Consider the following 16,345-nt stretch of genomic DNA (forward strand, 5'->3'; position numbering starts at 1 on the left):
CCATGCCGCACGTCCACGCCTGCACCGACCCGCACCACCACGTCCACGATGCGCAAGCCTTCGTGGCGGCGGTGGAGCACGCGTGCCAGGAGCGTGGCCTGCGGCTGACCCCGATCCGCGCCCGAGTACTGCAACTGATCGCCGAAGCCGGCAAGCCGGTGAAGGCTTACGAACTGCTCGAATGGGTGCGCGCGACCAAGGGGGTCGGTGCCGATGCGCCGCCCACCGTCTACCGCGCGCTGGATTTCCTGATGGCGAACGGTTTCGTGCACAAGCTCGAATCGATGAATGCGTTCGTCGCCTGCCATCACCCGAACAGTGCGCAGCACTCGGTGCCGTTCCTCATCTGCGACCGCTGCCACAGCGCGGTGGAGCTGGAGGACCGCGACGTGGTAGCGGCACTCGATGCGCGAGCCAAGGCGCTTGGCTTCCAGCCGCAGGCGCAAACGCTGGAAGTGCATGGGCTGTGCGCGCGGTGCGCCGAGGCTTAGGCCTCAGCTTGCTGTGGGAGCGACGTAAGTCGCGACGAACCCCCTCTGGCATGTCGTCGCGACTCACGTCGCTCCCACAAGGCAACGCTCCTACGCCGCTTCCGGCACTGCTTTAGGCGACGTTTCCCGGATCGGCAGGTTCGCTACCGCTGCGATCAGCGCCAGCACCATGTCCGCGTACCACATCCAGGTGTAGTCGCCGAAGCGCTCCAGCGCCAGACCACCCAGCCATGCGCCGAAGAAACCGCCGACCTGGTGCGACAGCAGGGTCAGTCCGAACAGCGTGCCCAGGTAGCGCGGGCCGAACAGCTTGCCGACCAGTCCGGCGGTTGGCGGTACCGTGGCTAGCCAGGTGAAGCCAAGCGCGGCGGCGAAGATGTAGAACGTCAACGGCGTGGGCGGCGAGACCAGATAGAGCGCGATCATCACCGCGCGACTGGCGTACATCACCGCGAGGATCCACTTCATCCGCACGCGCTGGCCGAGTGCGCCGGCGATCAGGCTGCCCGCCACGTTGAACAGGCCGATCAGCATCAGCGCTACGGCGGACACGCTGGCGGGCAGGCCGCATAGCGCCACTTCGCCCGGAAGGTGCGTCACCAGGAAGGCGATGTGCACGCCGCAGGTGAAGAAGCCGAGGTGCAGCATCCAGTAACTACGGTCGCGCAGGGCGATCGCGATCTGCTGCTTCAGGCTGATGTCGCCGATCGCGGTGGCCGTGGTCGCGCCCGTCGTCGCCACGGCTTTCTTGCGCAGCGGGAAGGCCAGCGGGATCGCGAGCAGCGATGCGACCGCCAGCGTGTACATCGCACTGGCCCAGCCTGCGAACGCGATGACGGCCTGCACCAGCGGCGCGAACACGAACTGGCCCAGCGATCCGCCCGCGTTGATGAAGCCGGCGGCGAACGAGCGCTTCTCGGGCGCCAGTTGTTGCGCGGTCGCGCCGATCAGGATCGAGAAGCTGCCGGCGCCGGCGCCGGCCGCTGTCAGTACGCCCAACGTGAACATCAATCCCCACGGCGAGGTCAGGTGGGGCGTGAGCGCGAGTCCCAGAGAGAGAAGGACGGCGCCGAGCACCAGCACGCCGGTCGAACCGCGCTTGTCCGCCACCGCGCCGAACACGGGCTGCACCGCGCCCCAGGTGAACTGGCCGATGGCGAGGGCGAAACTGATCGCGGCGATGCCGATGCCCGTTTCCTGGTGGATCGGGGCGACGAACAGTCCGGTCGTCTGCCGCGCTCCCATCGTGATCATCAGGGTGGCGGATGCGGCCAGCAGCAGGCCCCAGTGCATGCGCGGTGCGGGTGTTGCGAGGGTGGCGCTCATGCAGCGTCTCCCAAGTGCTTCCGCAGAAGATCGTCGAGACGTTCGAGGCCGTCGTGCAGGCGTTTGACAGCAGTGTCGCCCATCAAGCCGTCGATGACCGCTTGCGCGCGCTGCCAACGGGGTTTCGCGCGGGTGAGCCGCGCCCGTCCTTCGGTCGTCAGCGCGACCAGGCGCTGACGTGCATCCTCGCCACGCACGGTTTCCAGCAAACCGGCGTCCATCAGCGGCGAGAGGTTGCGGGTCAGCGTGGTGCGATCCATGCCGAGTTCGTCCGCGAGTCCGCCGAGCGCGCGAGGCTCGCGTTCCGTGCGGCGGAGGATCGAATACTGGTTGAGGCTCAGGCCGACGGCCGCCAGTTCGTGGTCGTACACCTGGGTCACGCGCCGGCTGGCCCGCCTCAACCGGAAGCAAGTGCAGACGCTGGGCGTAGGGGTGGGCATGCACGGACTCGCACGAGAGGAAGCCAATTATGTGTATATGCACATAATCGATGTCAAGAAGGGCGGCTGCCTTGGAGGCCAGCCGCCCCGGGGAGGACCGTCAGGTGTCGATCAGAAGTACGCGCGGATGCCGAACGCCACGCCGCGGCCCGGCAACGGCGCGTAGTCGCGCAGCAGCGAGGTATGCGGGCGGGCTTCTTCGTCGGTCAGGTTGCTGCCGTCCAGGAACACTTCCCAGCTCGATGCCACGCGATCCCACCGGTATGCGACGTGGGCATCGACCAGCGTGTATCCGTCGCTCGGCGCCTCGTTCTGCGCCACATCGTCCTGCTTGCTGTAGCGCACCGCGCCCAGCGAGGCCCGCCAGCCGCCACGCGACCAGCCCAGGTCGGCGCCGACGCGCATCGGCGAGATGCGCGGCAGATAGCCGCCCTGCGCGATGTCGACTTCGTAGCCGTGCGTGTGGTCGCCGTGCGGGACCTCGAAGGCGACCGTGCGCAGCCCGTTGCCGTCCAGCTTCGCGCGCACGTAGTCGCCATACAGGCGCAGGTCCCAGGCACCTGCGGCGGTGTCGGCCAGTTGGATCTTCGCTTCCGCCTCGGCACCCGTGAACGTCGCATCGTCCTGCGTCCACAGTCGGACCGGATAACCTTCCTCTTCCACGCCCGTGTCGGTGAGGTAGACGAAGTCCTTGAACCGGGTCTGGTACAGCGCGAGCTTCAGGTCCACGCGATCGGTGTGCCAATGCGCGCCGATTTCCGCACGCACGCCTTTCTCCGTATCCAGCGAGGCATCGCCGATCTCGATCGACTGCGTAGCCACGTGCGTGCCGCCAGCGAACAGTTCTTCGTTGGTCGGCGCGCGCTCCGACCGGTCCAGGCCGAAGCGCAGGTCGAAGCCGTCGCTCAGGCGCCAGATCGCCGCGGCCGACAGATTGGTGGCGCCGAAATCGATCGATGCGCGGTCGTCGGGCTTCAGCTTGACCTGGTCGTAGCGGCCGCCCAGCTCCAGCTTCCATGGGCCGAAGTCCTTCTGCTGCAGGACGAACAATCCCAGGGTGTCCGTGACCGTGGACGGCACGAAGGCCTCCGCCCCCACCGCGCTGAAGTCGGTGCTGCCGACCTGCAGGCCGAAGGCGCCGCGCCAGCCGTTCCACGGTTTCTGCACCGCTTCCAGCCGGGCGTCATACCCCTCGTTGGTGAAGCGCGTGCCGATCTCGTCGCCTTCCAGCTCGACATGTTCGTAGTCGTTCCACGCGGCACGCAGGTTGAGGCTTTCCAGGAACGACACCGGGTCGTAGACGCCAGCCTTCACGTCCCACCGGTTCTGCACCATGTCGATGCGCACGGGGCCTTCTTCGTGCGCCTCGTCATCGTGGTCTGCTTCTCCGTCATGGTCGTGGTCGTGGTCTTCCTCGCCATGCACGTGGGCACCGGCGGGAATCCCGTAGTTGCTGCGGTAGGTGCTGGCGGCAAGGCCGAAATAGCCACGGTCGCCGAGATAGCTAGCGCCGACCGCGCCTGCCTTGGTGCTGAGCGAACTGTTCGGCAGCGTGCCGTCAGGCTGGGGTTCCTCTTCGTGTTCCTCGCCTTCCTCATGCTCGTGCAGGATCGCGACGCCGGGAATGTCGTAGTCGTCGGTGTCGCGCACCAGGCCATCGACGTGCAGCACCCAGTTTCCGCTCACACCGTCGACGCGGAACATGCCGGTGCGTTCGTCGTTGACCGTGTTGCCGCGGACTTCGGCGCGGCCGCTGAGCGGCTGGTCGGGGATCGATTCGGCCAGGCGGCCGTCCACGACATTGACGGCGCCGCCGATGGCGCCGCTGCCGAACAGCAGGGTCGCCGGGCCCTTCAGCACTTCAATCTGGTCGGCGAGGAAGGGTTCGATGCTGACCGCATGGTCGGCGCTCACCGTGGAGGCATCCATCGAGCCGAGGCCGCCGGACAGCACCTGCACGCGCGGTCCCTCCTGGCCGCGGATGATCGGCCGGCCAACGCCCGTGCCGAAGTAGGTGGCCTGCACGCCCGGCAGCTTGGCGACCGTCTCGCCCAGCGTGCCGGCCTTGGCCTTGTCCAGGTCTTCGCCGTAGAGGACATCCACGGGCGTGGCGACGGATTCGGCATTGCCCTTCAGCGGCGAGGCCGTGACGACGACCGCGTCCAGGTCCTTGGCCTGGGGGGCGCCGGCGTCGTTGGCGAAAGCGAGGGGGGAGACCAGCGCGAGGGCGAGGGCGGTCACCAGCAGGCGAGGAGCGGGGCGGGCGAGACGGCGTGGGGATGGCATGGAATGGGCATCACTCAGGTGGGGTTGCGAATGATGTTATATTATACCAACAGTGACAATATAACCCTCCCGGAAGTCATACTCGTCTCCATGAAGTCCTCGTTCCGATCGCTGCTCGACCGCTTCGCCGCCGCCGGCTCGCTGGTCTGCGCGCTGCATTGCGCCATCACGCCGCTGCTGCTGGCGGTGATCCCGTCGCTCGGACTGTCGATCTGGCTGGGCGATGGCTTCGAACGCGGCTTCGTCGTGTTCGTCACGGTGCTGGGGCTTTTCAGCCTGATATGGGGCTACCGCCGGCACCGCGCCTTCCGCGCGTTGGGCATGTTGCTGTTCGGTCTAATGGCCCTGTGGGCCGGCGTGCTGTATGCGCCCTTGCACGAAGCCGCAGTGCCCCATGCCGTCGTGATGACGGTGGGGGGGCTGCTGGTGGGGCTGGCGCACCTGCTGAACCTGCGCCTGAACCATTGGCACGTGCACGACGCCAGCTGCGCCCACTGAGTCCGGCGACACGGCGGCAGCGGCCGTGGAGGCCCCGCTGTGGTAGGCTTTGCGGCCTCGCGCGCGGCGCCCCGGTCTGGTGGATGCCCGCGCAGCCGCCCTCGTCCGGGCGGACTTTTCATTGAATCAGGAGAACACAGATGGGCAAGGGTGATCGCAAGACGGCCAAGGGCAAGCGCTATTCGTCCAGCTACGGCAACGCGCGCAAGCGTACCGTCGCCAAGGCGGGCATCGCCGCCACCGCTACCGCCAAGAAGTCGGTCGTGAAGGCGCCGGCGAAGAAGGCCGTGGCCAAGAAGGCTGTCGCCAAGTAAGCCCGCCGCGCCGGTACGCCGGTCGCGAACGCAAGACCCCGGCTCTCGCCGGGGTTTTTGTTTTTCAGGGGGGGCTCACGACCCGACCGCCCACATGCACGGCCGAGACCAGATCGCCGCCCAGCCAATACGCCAGTTGCGCTGGCTGGCCGATGCGCCAGCGCACGAAGTCCGCGCGCTGTCCCACTACCAGACGGCCGCGATCCTCGAGGCCCAGCGCCTGCGCAGCATGCACGGTGGCGCCGCGCAGCGCTTCCTCCGGGGTCAGGCGGAAATGCGTACAGGCCAGCGACATGGCCAGGCGCAGCGACTGCAGGGGCGACGTGCCCGGGTTGCAGTCCGTCGCCACCGCCATCGGCACGCCATGAACGCGGAACGCCTCCAGCGGCGGCAGTTTCGTTTCGCGCAGCACGTGGAAGGCACCCGGCAGCAGGACCGCCACGCTGCCTGCGCGCGCCATCGCCGCAACGCCGGCCTCGGACGTGTATTCCACGTGGTCGGCCGACAGGCCATCGAATGCCGCGACCAACGCCGCGCCGCCACCATCGCTGAGCTGGTCGGCATGCAGCTTCACCGGGATGCCCAATGCGCGCGCCGCTTCGAACACGCGCTGCGTCTGCGCCGCCGTGAAGCCGATACGCTCGCAGAAGGCATCCACCGCGTCCACCAGACCTTCCTCGTGCAGCGTCGGCAGCCACGTGCACACGGCGTCGATGTAGTGGTCCTCGCGCCCGGCGAACTCGGGCGGCAGGGCATGCGCACCAAGGAAGGTGGTGCGCACGGTGATACCGAGGATGTCGCCGATGCGGCGCGCCACGCGCAGCATCTTGCGTTCGTTGTCGAAGTCGAGGCCGTAACCGGACTTGATCTCCAATGTCGTCACGCCGTCGTCGCGCAAGGCGCGCGCGCGTGGCAGCGAGGCGTCGAGCAGGGCGTCCTCGCTGGCGGCGCGCGTGGCCCGTACCGTGGACACGATGCCGCCGCCGGCGCGCGCGATGTCTTCGTAGCTGGCGCCTTGCAGGCGCTGTTCGAACTCGCCAGCCCGGTCGCCGGCGAACACCACATGCGTGTGGCAATCCACCAGGCCAGGCGTCACCCAGTCGCCCTGCGCGTCCACGACATGGTCGGCGACGGACGCTGGCGGCGCCGGTAGATCCGCGAGACGACCTGCGAACACGAATGCGCCATCGCGCCAGCCCAGCGCACCGTTCTCCACCATGCCATAGCCGTCATCGCCGGCCAGCGTGACCAGGCGGGCGTTGACCAGCAGGCCATCCCAGCGCGTCTCCATGTCGTCAGTCACCTCCACCGCCACCATCGCAGCCACCGCCTCCGCTGTCGGATGCACAGCCCATGTCGCCGTGCGTGGTGGAGCCGCCATCGTTCACGCGATCTCCGGCGCCGCCTTTCTTCTTCTGCGCCTGCACGGCGATGAAGACGGCCATCAGCGCGAGGGCGACGGCAACCAGTGAGAGGACGATGGCAAGCATGGCGGCGGGCGTGTCTTGGCGTGGGCGACGCGGTAGCCTAACGCACCCCTGTCGCCGGCCGTAAGCACCGCCATGTCGAATCCCCATTCCCACGCAGGCCTGCCCATCCTGACCGACGAAGGATGGCGCGTTCCCGGCATCGCCAACCTGCATTCGCACGCCTTCCAGCGGGCAATGGCGGGGATGGCCGAGCACCAGACGAATCCGGAAGACAGTTTCTGGACCTGGCGGGAAATCATGTACCGCTTCGCCGCGCGGATGACGCCGGAGAGCACCTACGCGGTGGCGACGCAGCTGTACACCGAGATGCTGGAAGCCGGCTACACCCGCGTGTGCGAATTCCATTACGTGCATCACCAGCCCGACGGCGCGCCCTACGACGACCCCGCGGCGATGTCGAACGCCCTGATTGCCGCCGCGCGCGACACCGGCATCGGCATGACCCTGTTGCCGGTGCTGTACATGACGGGCGGCTTCGACGGTCGCGAACTGTCGGCGCGCCAGCGGAGGTTCGGGCATGACGTGGATGGTTTCCTACGCCTGCTCGAAGCCCTGCGTCCGCTGCAGGACGCGCGGCTGCGCGTCGGCTGTGCGTTCCACAGCCTGCGTGCCGTACCGGAAGCCGCCATGCGCGAGGTGCTGTCGGCACTGTCTGCCGATGCGCCGGTGCACATCCACATTGCCGAACAGGTGGGTGAGGTACAGGACTGCCTGGCGCTGCGCGACGCGCGCCCGGTGGAATGGTTGTTGCGCGAATTCCCGGTCGATCGGCGCTGGACGCTGGTGCACGCCACGCACCTGACGCCGGAAGAAACACGTGGCATCGCCGACAGCGGCGCCACCGTCGCGATCTGTCCCACGACGGAAGCGAACCTCGGCGATGGCCTGTTCCCGCTGCGCGAGTTCCTGCAGGCCGGCGGCCGCTGGGGCATCGGTTCGGATTCGCACGTCTCGGTATCGCCGGTGGAAGAGCTGCGCTGGCTGGAGTACGGCCAGCGACTCATCACGCGCCATCGCAACATCGCGGTGCTGCCGGGTTCGCCGAGTGTCGGCCGTACCCTGCTGGCGGGAGTACTGGACAGCGAGGCGGATGCCACGGGCCTTGCGCCGGATCCGCAGGACGCCGTCTGGCTGGATGCCGATGCCACCGCGCTGGCAGGCGCGACGGCCGACGACGTGGTCGACCGCTGGCTGTTCGCGGGCAACCGGCCATTGGTCCGCGCGGTCCGGGTCGGTGGCCGCGAGGTGGTCACCGAAGGCCGCCACGTGGACGGCGATGCCATCGCGCGTCGCTACGGCACCACCGTGCGCCAGCTGCTGGGCGACTAGGGCTTGGCGCGCCGGCCATCCGCGGGATCGCGGCGTTCGTCGCGGCCACCGGGTCGTCCATCGCAGATCCGCACGCGTGGCGACGGCGTCCGCCAGCATGGCCACCATCCCGTCAGGAGAACCGCCGTGGCCTATGCTCATTCGATCGCTCTCGCCCTTGCCGCCGCCGGCTTCGCCGCCGTCACGCCCGCCCATGCCATGACCGACCAGGCGCTGGCCGGCAAGGTCCAGCAGCGCCTGCAGGGCGATCGCACCGGGGCCTGCATGGCCGTCGCGGTCATCGAAGCCGGCACCGTCGCCCGCACCTACCAGTGCGCGGATGCGAAGGATGCGTCGCGCATCGGTCCCGATGCCGCCTTCGAGATCGGCTCGGTCAGCAAGACCATGACCGCGGCCTTGCTCGCCGACCTGATCGGGCAGGGGAAAGGTTCGCTGGACGATCCGCTCTCCGCCTGGTTGCCCGAAGGCACGAAGCTGCCGCAGTTCCAGGGCCAGCCGATCCTGCTGCGCCACGTCGTGACCCACACCTCCGGACTGCCGGCGCTGCCCTCGCGCATGGGGGCGCCCGACATGACGGATCCCTATGCGAAGCTGGACGAAGCCGCACTGCTCGCCTCGTTGGGCGACGTCACCCTCACCGCAGCGCCCGGCACGAAGTTCGAGTATTCGAACTTCGCCTCGATGGTGCTCTCGTACGCCGTCGCGCGTCGTGCGGGCACGGATATGGAGACGCTGCTGAAGCAGCGCCTGTTCGCGCCGCTCGGCATGCGGCATGCCTATGTCGATGTGGCGCCCGCCGGTGTGCGCGCCGCCGTGGGCCATACGCCGAACGCACGGGCCACGTCCGCCTGGCATTTCCAGACCAACCTCGCCGGTGTCGGCGGCGTGCGCGCCACGCTGGATGACATGGTGCGCTACGTGCAAGGCCAGTTGGGGACCGAATCCACCTCGATCTCGGCCGCCCTGCAGCGTTCGCAGCAGAAGGTGTCGGATGCACCGCCGATGGCGATGAACTGGATGCTGATGCCCGTTGGCGGACGCACCGTGCACGTGCACGAAGGCGGCACCGGTGGTTTCTCGTCGTTCGTGTCGTTCGACAAGGACAAGCAGCGCGGCGTGGTGATCCTGTCCGACACGACGTGGAACTCGATCGGCAGCCTGGGCTCGCTGGGTCTGCATCTGGTTGATGCCAGCTTCCCCCTCGGCACGCCGCGCCGCGAGGCCACGCCGGACGGCGCGCTGCTCGACGCACTCGCCGGGGAATACGAACTCGCCGGCGGCATGAAGATGGCCCTGCGCCGCAAGGGCGATGCGCTGGAAATCCAGGTGGCCGGCCAGGGCACGTATGCGATGGGCTACGACAGCGCAGGCGATTTCTATCCGCGCGAGTTCGACGCGGTGCTGCGGCCGCAGCGCACGGCGGCCGGCCAGTCGTTCACGTGGATGCAGATGGGGGGCGTGCTGCCGGCCAAGCGGATCGATGCCGCCGCGGCGAAGCCCGCGTTGAAGATCGATGTCGCCACACTGCGCGAATACGAGGGCGAGTACCCGCTGGTGCCTGCGTTCGCGCTCACGGTGAAGGCGCAGGGCGAGACGCTGACCATCCAGGGCACGGGCCAGCCGGCGCTGCCGGTGCAGGCGGTCGAACGCGATGTGTTCGTCATGGACGCCGTCGGTGCTGAAATCCGCTTCGAACGCGATGCGGCCGGCAAGGTGGTCGCGCTGACGCTGAAGCAGGCCGGCCAGCAACTGCGCGGCGAAAGGAAGTAAGCATGGAGCGGACCTATCCGCTGCGACAGAAGCTGCCCGCCGAAGTGCTGGTGGGCGGCGATGCGGTATGGAGTCGCTACCGTCAGTATCCGGTGTTCGGCCTGCGTTGGCTGCTCGGGCGCAGCCTGCTGTTCTGCAGCGTGATCGCGGTGGTCGCCGCCTTCATCGGCGCCGGCAGCGGTGTGGCGGTACAGGACCTCGGCGTCGCGATCAAAGTGGGCCTCACCGAATTCGTGGTCTTCAGTCTCATGGCCACGTTGGGACCTGCGTTGGCCACCGCGGTGCGGCACCGTGCATGGCCGGTGGCGCGCGAGCGCAAGGCCGTCGTGATCGCCGTGCTGGTCGGCATGGTGCTCAGCTTCTTCATCGATCGCGTCGGATCGTCCTACATCGAACAGTTGATCAAGCCAGGCCTGGAGGCTGCGGGACTGTCGATGAATCCGCCCACATTGACGCCGTTGGTGAAGGCGATCGGGCTGGCGATCAACGTCGCTGGGCTGGTTGTCGTCTACGGTCTGTTCGGCGGCGGGCTGGCGCTGCGGGCGTACTTCAGTGAACACCGCCGCTGGGACGAGCACCATCATGAACGCGAACTCAGCGCGCTGGAAGGACGCGTGCACGAAGCCGACCTGCGCCTGGGCGTGCTGCAGGCGCAGGTGGAACCCCATTTCCTGTTCAACACCCTGGCCTCGGTGCGCGCGCTGGTGCGGCAGGATCCCGCACAGGCCGAAGCCACGCTGGATGCGCTGGTCGATTTCCTGCGCGCCACCATTCCGAAACTGCGCGACGACCGCGGCCTGCACGCCACGCTCGGCCAGCAGCTCGATATCTGCAGCAGTTACCTCGCACTGATGCAGGTGCGCATGGGCGGCCGGCTGGCGTACGCCGTGCGCGCCGACGATGCGGTGCGCGCGTCGCCGTTCCCGCCCTCGCTGCTGATCACACTGGTGGAGAACGCGATCAAACACGGCATCGAACCCAGGCCGGGTCCGGGCCGCATCGACATCGAGGCGGTCCGCGAGGACGGCATGCTGCGCGTGCAGGTGCGCGACGATGGCGCCGGCCTACGCCCCGGCCTGAGTACCGGCGTGGGCCTGGCGAACGTGCGCGAACAACTGTCGGCGCGTTACGGCACGCGTGCCGCGTTCGCCTTGACGCCGGCCGTCGACGGTCGCGGTGTTTGCGCGGAGATCCGCGTGCCGCTAGGGTCGTCGGCATGAAGGCCGTCACCGCCCTGATCGCCGAAGACGAAGCGCCGCAGCGCCGCGCGCTGCAGCAACAGCTGCGCGCGGCGTGGCCGGAGCTCGAGATCGTGGCCATCTGCGAGGATGGCCTGTCGGCACTGGATGCCGTCGCGCAACACCGCCCGCAGGTCGCCTTCCTCGACATCCGCATGCCGGGCGTCAGCGGCCTGGACGTCGCGCGGCAGGTAGTGGCGCAAGGCGGGTTGGTGGTGTTCACCACCGCGTACGAGGATTACGCCATCCGTGCGTTCGAGGCCGGTGCGGCGGACTACCTGTTGAAGCCGGTGCAGGACGCGCGCCTGGCGCAGGCAGTGGAGCGCATGCAGGCACGCCTGGCCGAAACGCGCGCACCGGACATGCGCATGCTGATCGACGATCTGGAAGCGCGCCTGCGGCCGCAGGGCGATCGCCTGATCCGCTGGATCACCGCCAGCGTCGGCGACAGCGTGCGCATGATCGCGATCGACGAGGTGCTGTTCTTCCAGGCGCAGGACAAGTACGTGCGCGTGGTGACCGCCGATGACGAAGCCATCATCCGCATGCCGTTGAAGGATCTGCTTGGCGGACTCGACCCGGACGTGTTCTGGCAGGTGCACCGCGGCGTGCTGGTGCGCGTGCAGGCCATCGACCGCGTGCGCAAGGACGAACTCGGCCGGCACCTGTTGAGCGTCAAGGGACGCGACGACGTGCTGCCGGTCAGCGGCGCCTTCCAGCAGCGCTTCCGCGGGATGTGACCCGGCTCAGCCGAACAGGTCGCGCGACCTGGGCTGCGCACCTTCCAGTTCCAGCAGGAACTGCTTGGTCGGCAGGCCGCCGCCGAAACCGGTGAGCGCACCGTCCGCACCGATTACGCGGTGGCAGGGCAGCACGATGGGCAGCGGATTGCGACCGTTCGCCGCGCCCACCGCGCGCATCGCGGTGGGCTTCCCCACTCGCTGCGCCAATTGCGCGTAGCTGATCGTCTCGCCATAGCCGATCCCCGCCAGCGTCATCCACACGGTGCGCTGGAAGTCGGTGCCGCGCGGCGCCAGCGGAAGATCGAAATCGCGTCGCTTCGCCGCGAAATAGGCGTCCAACTGGCGCGCCGCCATATCGAGCACGCGATGATCGCCCGGTGTCCAACCTTCCCGATCTGCCGGATGCCGGTTGCATGGGAACTCGATCGCATGCAGCCCGTCCTCGTTCGCGGCGAGGGTGAGCGTGCCCACAGGGCTGTCGAGATGGCGGAAGAGGATCATGGCGTGGGCAGGATAGGGGAACTGATGGTGAAGACGCGCGAAGTGTTTCCTGTGGGAGCGACGTAAGTCGCGATGAGGCCTTACCGGCGACCCTTCGCGACTTACGTCGCTCCCACAACAGGAGGCGGCTTCGCTACCGCCATGCTGCCCTTCCACACATGGATCACCGCATAGCCGCGCCAAGGCCGCCACGCTTCGGCGCGCGCAGTCAGCGCTTTGGCGGTCATCCGCGTGCCGTCCGTCGGTACGGCCTTCTGCAGTACCAGGTCGTCGGCGGGAAACGCATCCGGGTGGCCGAGCGCGCGCAGCGCCATGTAATGCGCCGTCCACGGACCGATGCCGGGCAGGGCGACCCAGCGCGACGTGAAATCCTCCAGCGTGCGCTCGGGCAGGAAATCCACCCGTCCCTCCAGCAACGCGCGCGACAACCCGCGGATCGTGTCGGCGCGTGCGCGGGTCAGGCCGATCTCCGTCAGGTCCACATCGGCCAGAAGATCCGGTGTGGGGAACAGATGCGTCAGTGCGTCGAACGGGATCGCCAGCGGCGTGCCGTGCCGTTGTGCGAGGCGTGCGGTCAACGTGCGTGCCGCGGCCACGCTGACCTGTTGGCCGATCACCGCGCGCACCGCGATCTCGAAGCCATCCCAGCCGCTCGGCAGGCGCAGGCCGGGACGCGCGGCGAGCAGCGGCCGCAATCGCGGATCGTCGCCGAGTGCGTCGGCGATCGCGGCGGGATCCGCATCCAGGTCGAACATGCGGCGAAGGCGGCTGACGATCTGCAACAGGTCGCTCGGGGCGCTGCCGTGCAGTTCCAACCTCAGTGCGTGCGAACTGGCGTCCCACGCGCTGACGCGGAGCCAGCCGGGTGCGTCCGGCGTTCCAATCACGCGCAGGTAGCTGCGCTCATCGACGACTTCCACGCCGGGCAACGCACGGCCACGCAGGAAATCGAGCATCGCGGTGAAGTCGTACGGCGGGCGATAACCGAGCCGCAACGTCATCACCTCGTGCGTCGGCGGTAGCTCGCGCTTGCGCAGGTCGCGCGGCGCCATCCTGTATTCCTCGCGGAACGCCGTATTGAACCGGGTCAGGCTGCCGAAGCCGGCGGCCAGCGCCACCTGCGTGATCGGCAGCGTGGTTTCGGTCAGCAGCTGTTTGGCGAACAACAGGCGACGCGTGCCGTGCACATCCACCGGCGTGGCACCGAGGCGATCGGTGAACAGCCGCCGCAGTTGCCGTTCGCCCAGGCCCACGCGTTCGGCAAGGTCGGCTACCGGTGCGTCGACCAGGGCACCCTGGTCGATCAGCTTCAAGGCGCGCGCCACCACTTCATCTCCACGCCGCCAGGTGCCATCGCCCGGTGCCAGTTCCGGCCGGCAGCGCAGGCAGGGGCGGAAGCCCGCGGCTTCTGCGGCCGCTGCGTTCCGGTAGTAGACGATGTTCTGCGGTTTCGGCGCCGGTGCCGGGCACACCGGCCGGCAGTAGATCCGCGTGCTGGTGACGGCGGTGAAGAACAGCCCGTCGAAGCGCGGATCGCGGCTCAGCCGCGCCTGTTCGCAGACGTGGCGGTCGGGCAGCAGGCTGGCGGCATCGGACATGCGCGCAGGCTAGCACCGGCCATGCGTTAGGACTCGCCGTTTCCGGACATCAATGCGGCGACGGCGTCCGCGGCCGCAGGACAGGCGCGAAGGTATCGAGCGTGCCGTCGTTCGGGGCCGCAGGTATTCCCAGCAAGTGGGCGAGCAGGGGATAGACGTCGACGTTGTCGAAGGCGGGCAGCGCCGCGTTCGGGAAGAAGTCGGGGCCGGTGGCCACGAAGAACGCACGCATCTGCGGGTCTTCCGGTGCGAAGCCGTGCTCGCCTTTCACGGGCTGCCTGGGCAGTGGGTGGCGATGCAGCTGCAGGCGCCAGCCGACGTCCGACTGGCACACGAAGGGCGCTATGCGCGGATTGCGCCCGTAGTGCCAGGCCGCGGGCAGCGTTTCCTTGCTCCAGCAGGTGTAATGGTCGTGGCGGCCGACCAGGCGGCGCGCCACGTCCGCTTCCTGGCCGGGGCGCGGGATGATGTGGGCGACGGGACCGAGCGAGGACCAGGAGAACAGGGCCTCCGGCAGCACGTCGTCGAGATAGGCGGTATCGACGCTGCGCACATCGGCCATGCCATGGTCCGACAGCACGATCAGGTTGGTCGAATCCCGCAGGCGCCGCCCCTCCAGGCCGCGCAGCAACGCCGCGAGGGCGTCGTCGATCTCGTGCATGGCAGCGAGTGCCCGGGGCGAAAAAGTGCCGTCGGCATGCGCGGCGACATCGTACTGTTCGAGATACAGGGTGATGAAGCGCGGGCGCTCGGCCGCCGGCAGGTCCAGCCACGCCAGGACGCTGGCCACGCGCTGGGCGGGCGTTGTTCCACTATCGAAGGGGCGCCAATGGTCGGGGCGTCCGCCCGCGATTTCCGCTTCCGAACCGGGCCAGAACATCGTCGCCGTCTTCAGGCCGGCGCGCTGGGCGCCGATCCAGACCGGTTCGCCGCCCCAGAACCGGCCGTCGCGCCCGGAGGCTTTCTTCGATTCGAACTGCCCAAGCACGGCATCCCGCATGTCGTTGTGCACGATGCCGTGGCGATCAGGACGCAGCCCGGTCACCAGGGTGTAGTGATTGGGGAACGTCAGCGTCGGGTAGGACGGGTTCAGCCAGGCGGCATGCGCGCCTTGCGCGAACAGCGCATCCAGCGTCGGCATGCGGCCACTGCCGGGGATGTCGGCACGCAGGCCGTCGATGGAGACGAGCAGTACGGTGCGAGGCTGAGGCGCGGAAGGAGCGTTGGGGGTGGAGGCGCAGCCGGCAATCCATGACAGGACCACCAGCAGCATCACCCTGACGAATGGCAGGTGCATGCGTTACGGGGAAAAGCTGGAATCGGCCACAGCTTGGCAGACTCCGGGGCATTCCGCATGACGGCGCTAGTCCTACTTTCGTCCATCGTCCTGCTGGTTGCGTCCGGCGTCGCCAGTGCCGCCTCGCCCACGGCCGTCCACGAGGCCGAGTGCGCTGTCTGGCAGCGTGAGCTGAGTTTCGCTGACGCCGTGGCGCAGCATGACGCGGACGCCTTCGCCAGCCATCTCCACCCCCAGGCCGCCTTCGGCGTCAGCCAGAAACCGACCCGTGGGCGCGACGCGATCACCCGCGAGTGGGCGCCGCTGATCGAGGGCAAGGCGCTCAGGCTCAGCTGGTATCCGGCCACCGTGACCCTGGGGGGCGATGGCCGGACCGCTTACTCCAGCGGCCCGGCGCTGTACGAGGATCCCAAGACCGGCGATGCCCGCATCGGTCGATTCGGCTCCGTCTGGTACCGGAACGATGAAGGCACCTGGCAGGTGCTGTTCGACGACGGCGTCGTGCCGCAGAAGGCGGATGCGGCCGCCGTCCAGCGTTTCCACGAGGGTCGGAAGGCGCGATGCCCGGCGGCCTGAGGTCCCGCTGAACCGGACCGGGACGATCGCGACGCGCATGTCACATTGGGCGTATCGTCGTTATCCAGCCCGGCCGGAGCCCCTCTCATGAAGTACGTCTCTGCCTTATTCGCTGCCTGCCTGATGGCGGCTGCCGCGCAAGCGCAAGCGCAGGCGTCCGTCGAGCGTGACGGAGACGCCCAGGCGCCGGAGCGCGCCGCCGATGCGACAGCGCCTGTCGCCCCGCCATCGAAGCATCAGGAAAAGCCTCGCCTGTCGGATGCGCATTGCATCCGCAACACCGGCAGTCGTATTCGCCAGCGTGACGCCCGGGCGCGTTGCAATGGCCTGCCGGGTCGCTCCTACACGAAGGACGAACTCGACCGTACCGGCCAGACCGGCCTCGGCCAGGCGTTGCGCACGCTGGATCCGTCCATCCGTTGACACGGTGGCGGTGTGCCCGCTTCCT

The 16,345-nt window shown here is 68.4% G+C and carries 17 protein-coding genes; 9 read left to right on the forward strand and 8 right to left on the reverse strand.

The window, feature by feature from the left end; genetic code table 11:
- Positions 1-2: 2 nt before the first annotated feature.
- A complete protein-coding gene (locus tag CYU89_RS04745; protein ID WP_296279079.1) occupies positions 3-491 on the forward strand; it encodes a Fur family transcriptional regulator in 489 nt (162 codons plus the stop codon).
- Positions 492-581: 90 nt separating this feature from the next.
- Here CYU89_RS04745 and CYU89_RS04750 read toward each other — a convergent pair whose 3' ends face one another.
- From CYU89_RS04750 to CYU89_RS04760, 3 genes are all read right to left on the reverse strand, one after another.
- A complete protein-coding gene (locus tag CYU89_RS04750; protein WP_296279080.1) occupies positions 582-1,817 on the reverse strand; it encodes an MFS transporter in 1,236 nt (411 codons plus the stop codon).
- Positions 1,814-2,188, reverse strand: a complete 375-nt coding sequence (locus tag CYU89_RS04755; RefSeq protein WP_343125240.1) for a MarR family winged helix-turn-helix transcriptional regulator — start codon at positions 2,186-2,188, stop codon at positions 1,814-1,816. The genes CYU89_RS04750 and CYU89_RS04755 overlap by 4 nt, the downstream gene beginning before the upstream one ends.
- Positions 2,189-2,368: 180 nt before the next feature.
- A complete protein-coding gene (locus CYU89_RS04760) occupies positions 2,369-4,543 on the reverse strand; it encodes a TonB-dependent receptor (protein WP_296279082.1) in 2,175 nt (724 codons plus the stop codon).
- A gap of 90 nt (positions 4,544-4,633) precedes the next feature.
- Between CYU89_RS04760 and CYU89_RS04765 the strand changes: the two genes are divergently transcribed.
- Together CYU89_RS04765 and CYU89_RS04770 are read left to right on the forward strand one after the other, a co-directional pair.
- Positions 4,634-5,041: a MerC domain-containing protein gene (locus CYU89_RS04765; RefSeq protein ID WP_296279083.1), complete on the forward strand. Its 408-nt coding sequence runs from the start codon at positions 4,634-4,636 to the stop codon at positions 5,039-5,041.
- A gap of 140 nt (positions 5,042-5,181) precedes the next feature.
- Positions 5,182-5,355 (forward strand): 30S ribosomal protein THX, encoded by a 174-nt coding sequence (locus CYU89_RS04770; RefSeq protein ID WP_296279084.1) that lies wholly within the window; start codon positions 5,182-5,184, stop codon positions 5,353-5,355.
- A gap of 64 nt (positions 5,356-5,419) precedes the next feature.
- Here CYU89_RS04770 and hutI read toward each other — a convergent pair whose 3' ends face one another.
- Together hutI and CYU89_RS04780 are read right to left on the reverse strand one after the other, a co-directional pair.
- Positions 5,420-6,646 carry an imidazolonepropionase gene (gene hutI, locus CYU89_RS04775; RefSeq protein ID WP_296279085.1) on the reverse strand — a complete coding sequence of 409 codons (1,227 nt, stop codon included), beginning with the start codon at positions 6,644-6,646 and terminating at the stop codon, positions 5,420-5,422.
- Between the two features lie 4 nt (positions 6,647-6,650).
- On the reverse strand, positions 6,651-6,845 hold the full coding sequence (locus CYU89_RS04780; RefSeq protein ID WP_296279086.1) for a hypothetical protein: 195 nt from the start codon (positions 6,843-6,845) through the stop codon (positions 6,651-6,653).
- A 72-nt stretch (positions 6,846-6,917) separates the two neighbouring features.
- Between CYU89_RS04780 and CYU89_RS04785 the strand changes: the two genes are divergently transcribed.
- The 4 genes from CYU89_RS04785 (at position 6,918) to CYU89_RS04800 (ending at position 11,922) form a co-directional block, all read left to right on the forward strand.
- Positions 6,918-8,174 (forward strand): formimidoylglutamate deiminase, encoded by a 1,257-nt coding sequence (locus CYU89_RS04785; RefSeq protein WP_296279087.1) that lies wholly within the window; start codon positions 6,918-6,920, stop codon positions 8,172-8,174.
- Positions 8,175-8,300: 126 nt separating this feature from the next.
- Positions 8,301-9,944 carry a serine hydrolase gene (locus CYU89_RS04790; protein ID WP_296279088.1) on the forward strand — a complete coding sequence of 548 codons (1,644 nt, stop codon included), beginning with the start codon at positions 8,301-8,303 and terminating at the stop codon, positions 9,942-9,944.
- A gap of 2 nt (positions 9,945-9,946) precedes the next feature.
- Positions 9,947-11,164, forward strand: coding sequence for a histidine kinase (locus tag CYU89_RS04795; RefSeq protein ID WP_296279089.1), 1,218 nt, complete (start codon positions 9,947-9,949; stop codon positions 11,162-11,164).
- On the forward strand, positions 11,161-11,922 hold the full coding sequence (locus tag CYU89_RS04800; protein WP_296279090.1) for a LytTR family DNA-binding domain-containing protein: 762 nt from the start codon (positions 11,161-11,163) through the stop codon (positions 11,920-11,922). Before CYU89_RS04795 ends, CYU89_RS04800 begins: the two co-directional genes overlap by 4 nt.
- A 6-nt stretch (positions 11,923-11,928) precedes the next feature.
- Here the strand turns inward: CYU89_RS04800 and CYU89_RS04805 are convergent, their stop codons facing one another.
- The 3 genes from CYU89_RS04805 to CYU89_RS04815 all read right to left on the reverse strand — a co-directional run bounded on the left by CYU89_RS04805 (position 11,929) and on the right by CYU89_RS04815 (position 15,321).
- Positions 11,929-12,426 (reverse strand): methylated-DNA--[protein]-cysteine S-methyltransferase, encoded by a 498-nt coding sequence (locus tag CYU89_RS04805; protein WP_296279091.1) that lies wholly within the window; start codon positions 12,424-12,426, stop codon positions 11,929-11,931.
- 101 nt (positions 12,427-12,527) lie between these two features.
- Entirely contained in the window at positions 12,528-14,024 is a 1,497-nt protein-coding gene (locus CYU89_RS04810; protein ID WP_296279092.1) for a DNA-3-methyladenine glycosylase 2, read from the reverse strand.
- A 49-nt stretch (positions 14,025-14,073) separates the two neighbouring features.
- Complete coding sequence (locus CYU89_RS04815) at positions 14,074-15,321, reverse strand: ectonucleotide pyrophosphatase/phosphodiesterase (protein ID WP_296279093.1); 1,248 nt, start codon at positions 15,319-15,321, stop codon at positions 14,074-14,076.
- Positions 15,322-15,378: 57 nt separating this feature from the next.
- On the opposite strand from CYU89_RS04815, the gene CYU89_RS04820 reads away from it, so the two are divergent.
- Both CYU89_RS04820 and CYU89_RS04825 read left to right on the forward strand, forming a co-directional pair.
- On the forward strand, positions 15,379-15,897 hold the full coding sequence (locus CYU89_RS04820) for a nuclear transport factor 2 family protein (RefSeq protein ID WP_296279094.1): 519 nt from the start codon (positions 15,379-15,381) through the stop codon (positions 15,895-15,897).
- An 87-nt stretch (positions 15,898-15,984) separates the two neighbouring features.
- A complete protein-coding gene (locus CYU89_RS04825; RefSeq protein WP_296279095.1) occupies positions 15,985-16,320 on the forward strand; it encodes a hypothetical protein in 336 nt (111 codons plus the stop codon).
- Positions 16,321-16,345 lie beyond the last annotated feature (25 nt).

The organism is Pseudoxanthomonas sp., from assembly GCF_002863005.1.
Lineage (GTDB): Bacteria > Pseudomonadota > Gammaproteobacteria > Xanthomonadales > Xanthomonadaceae > Pseudoxanthomonas_A.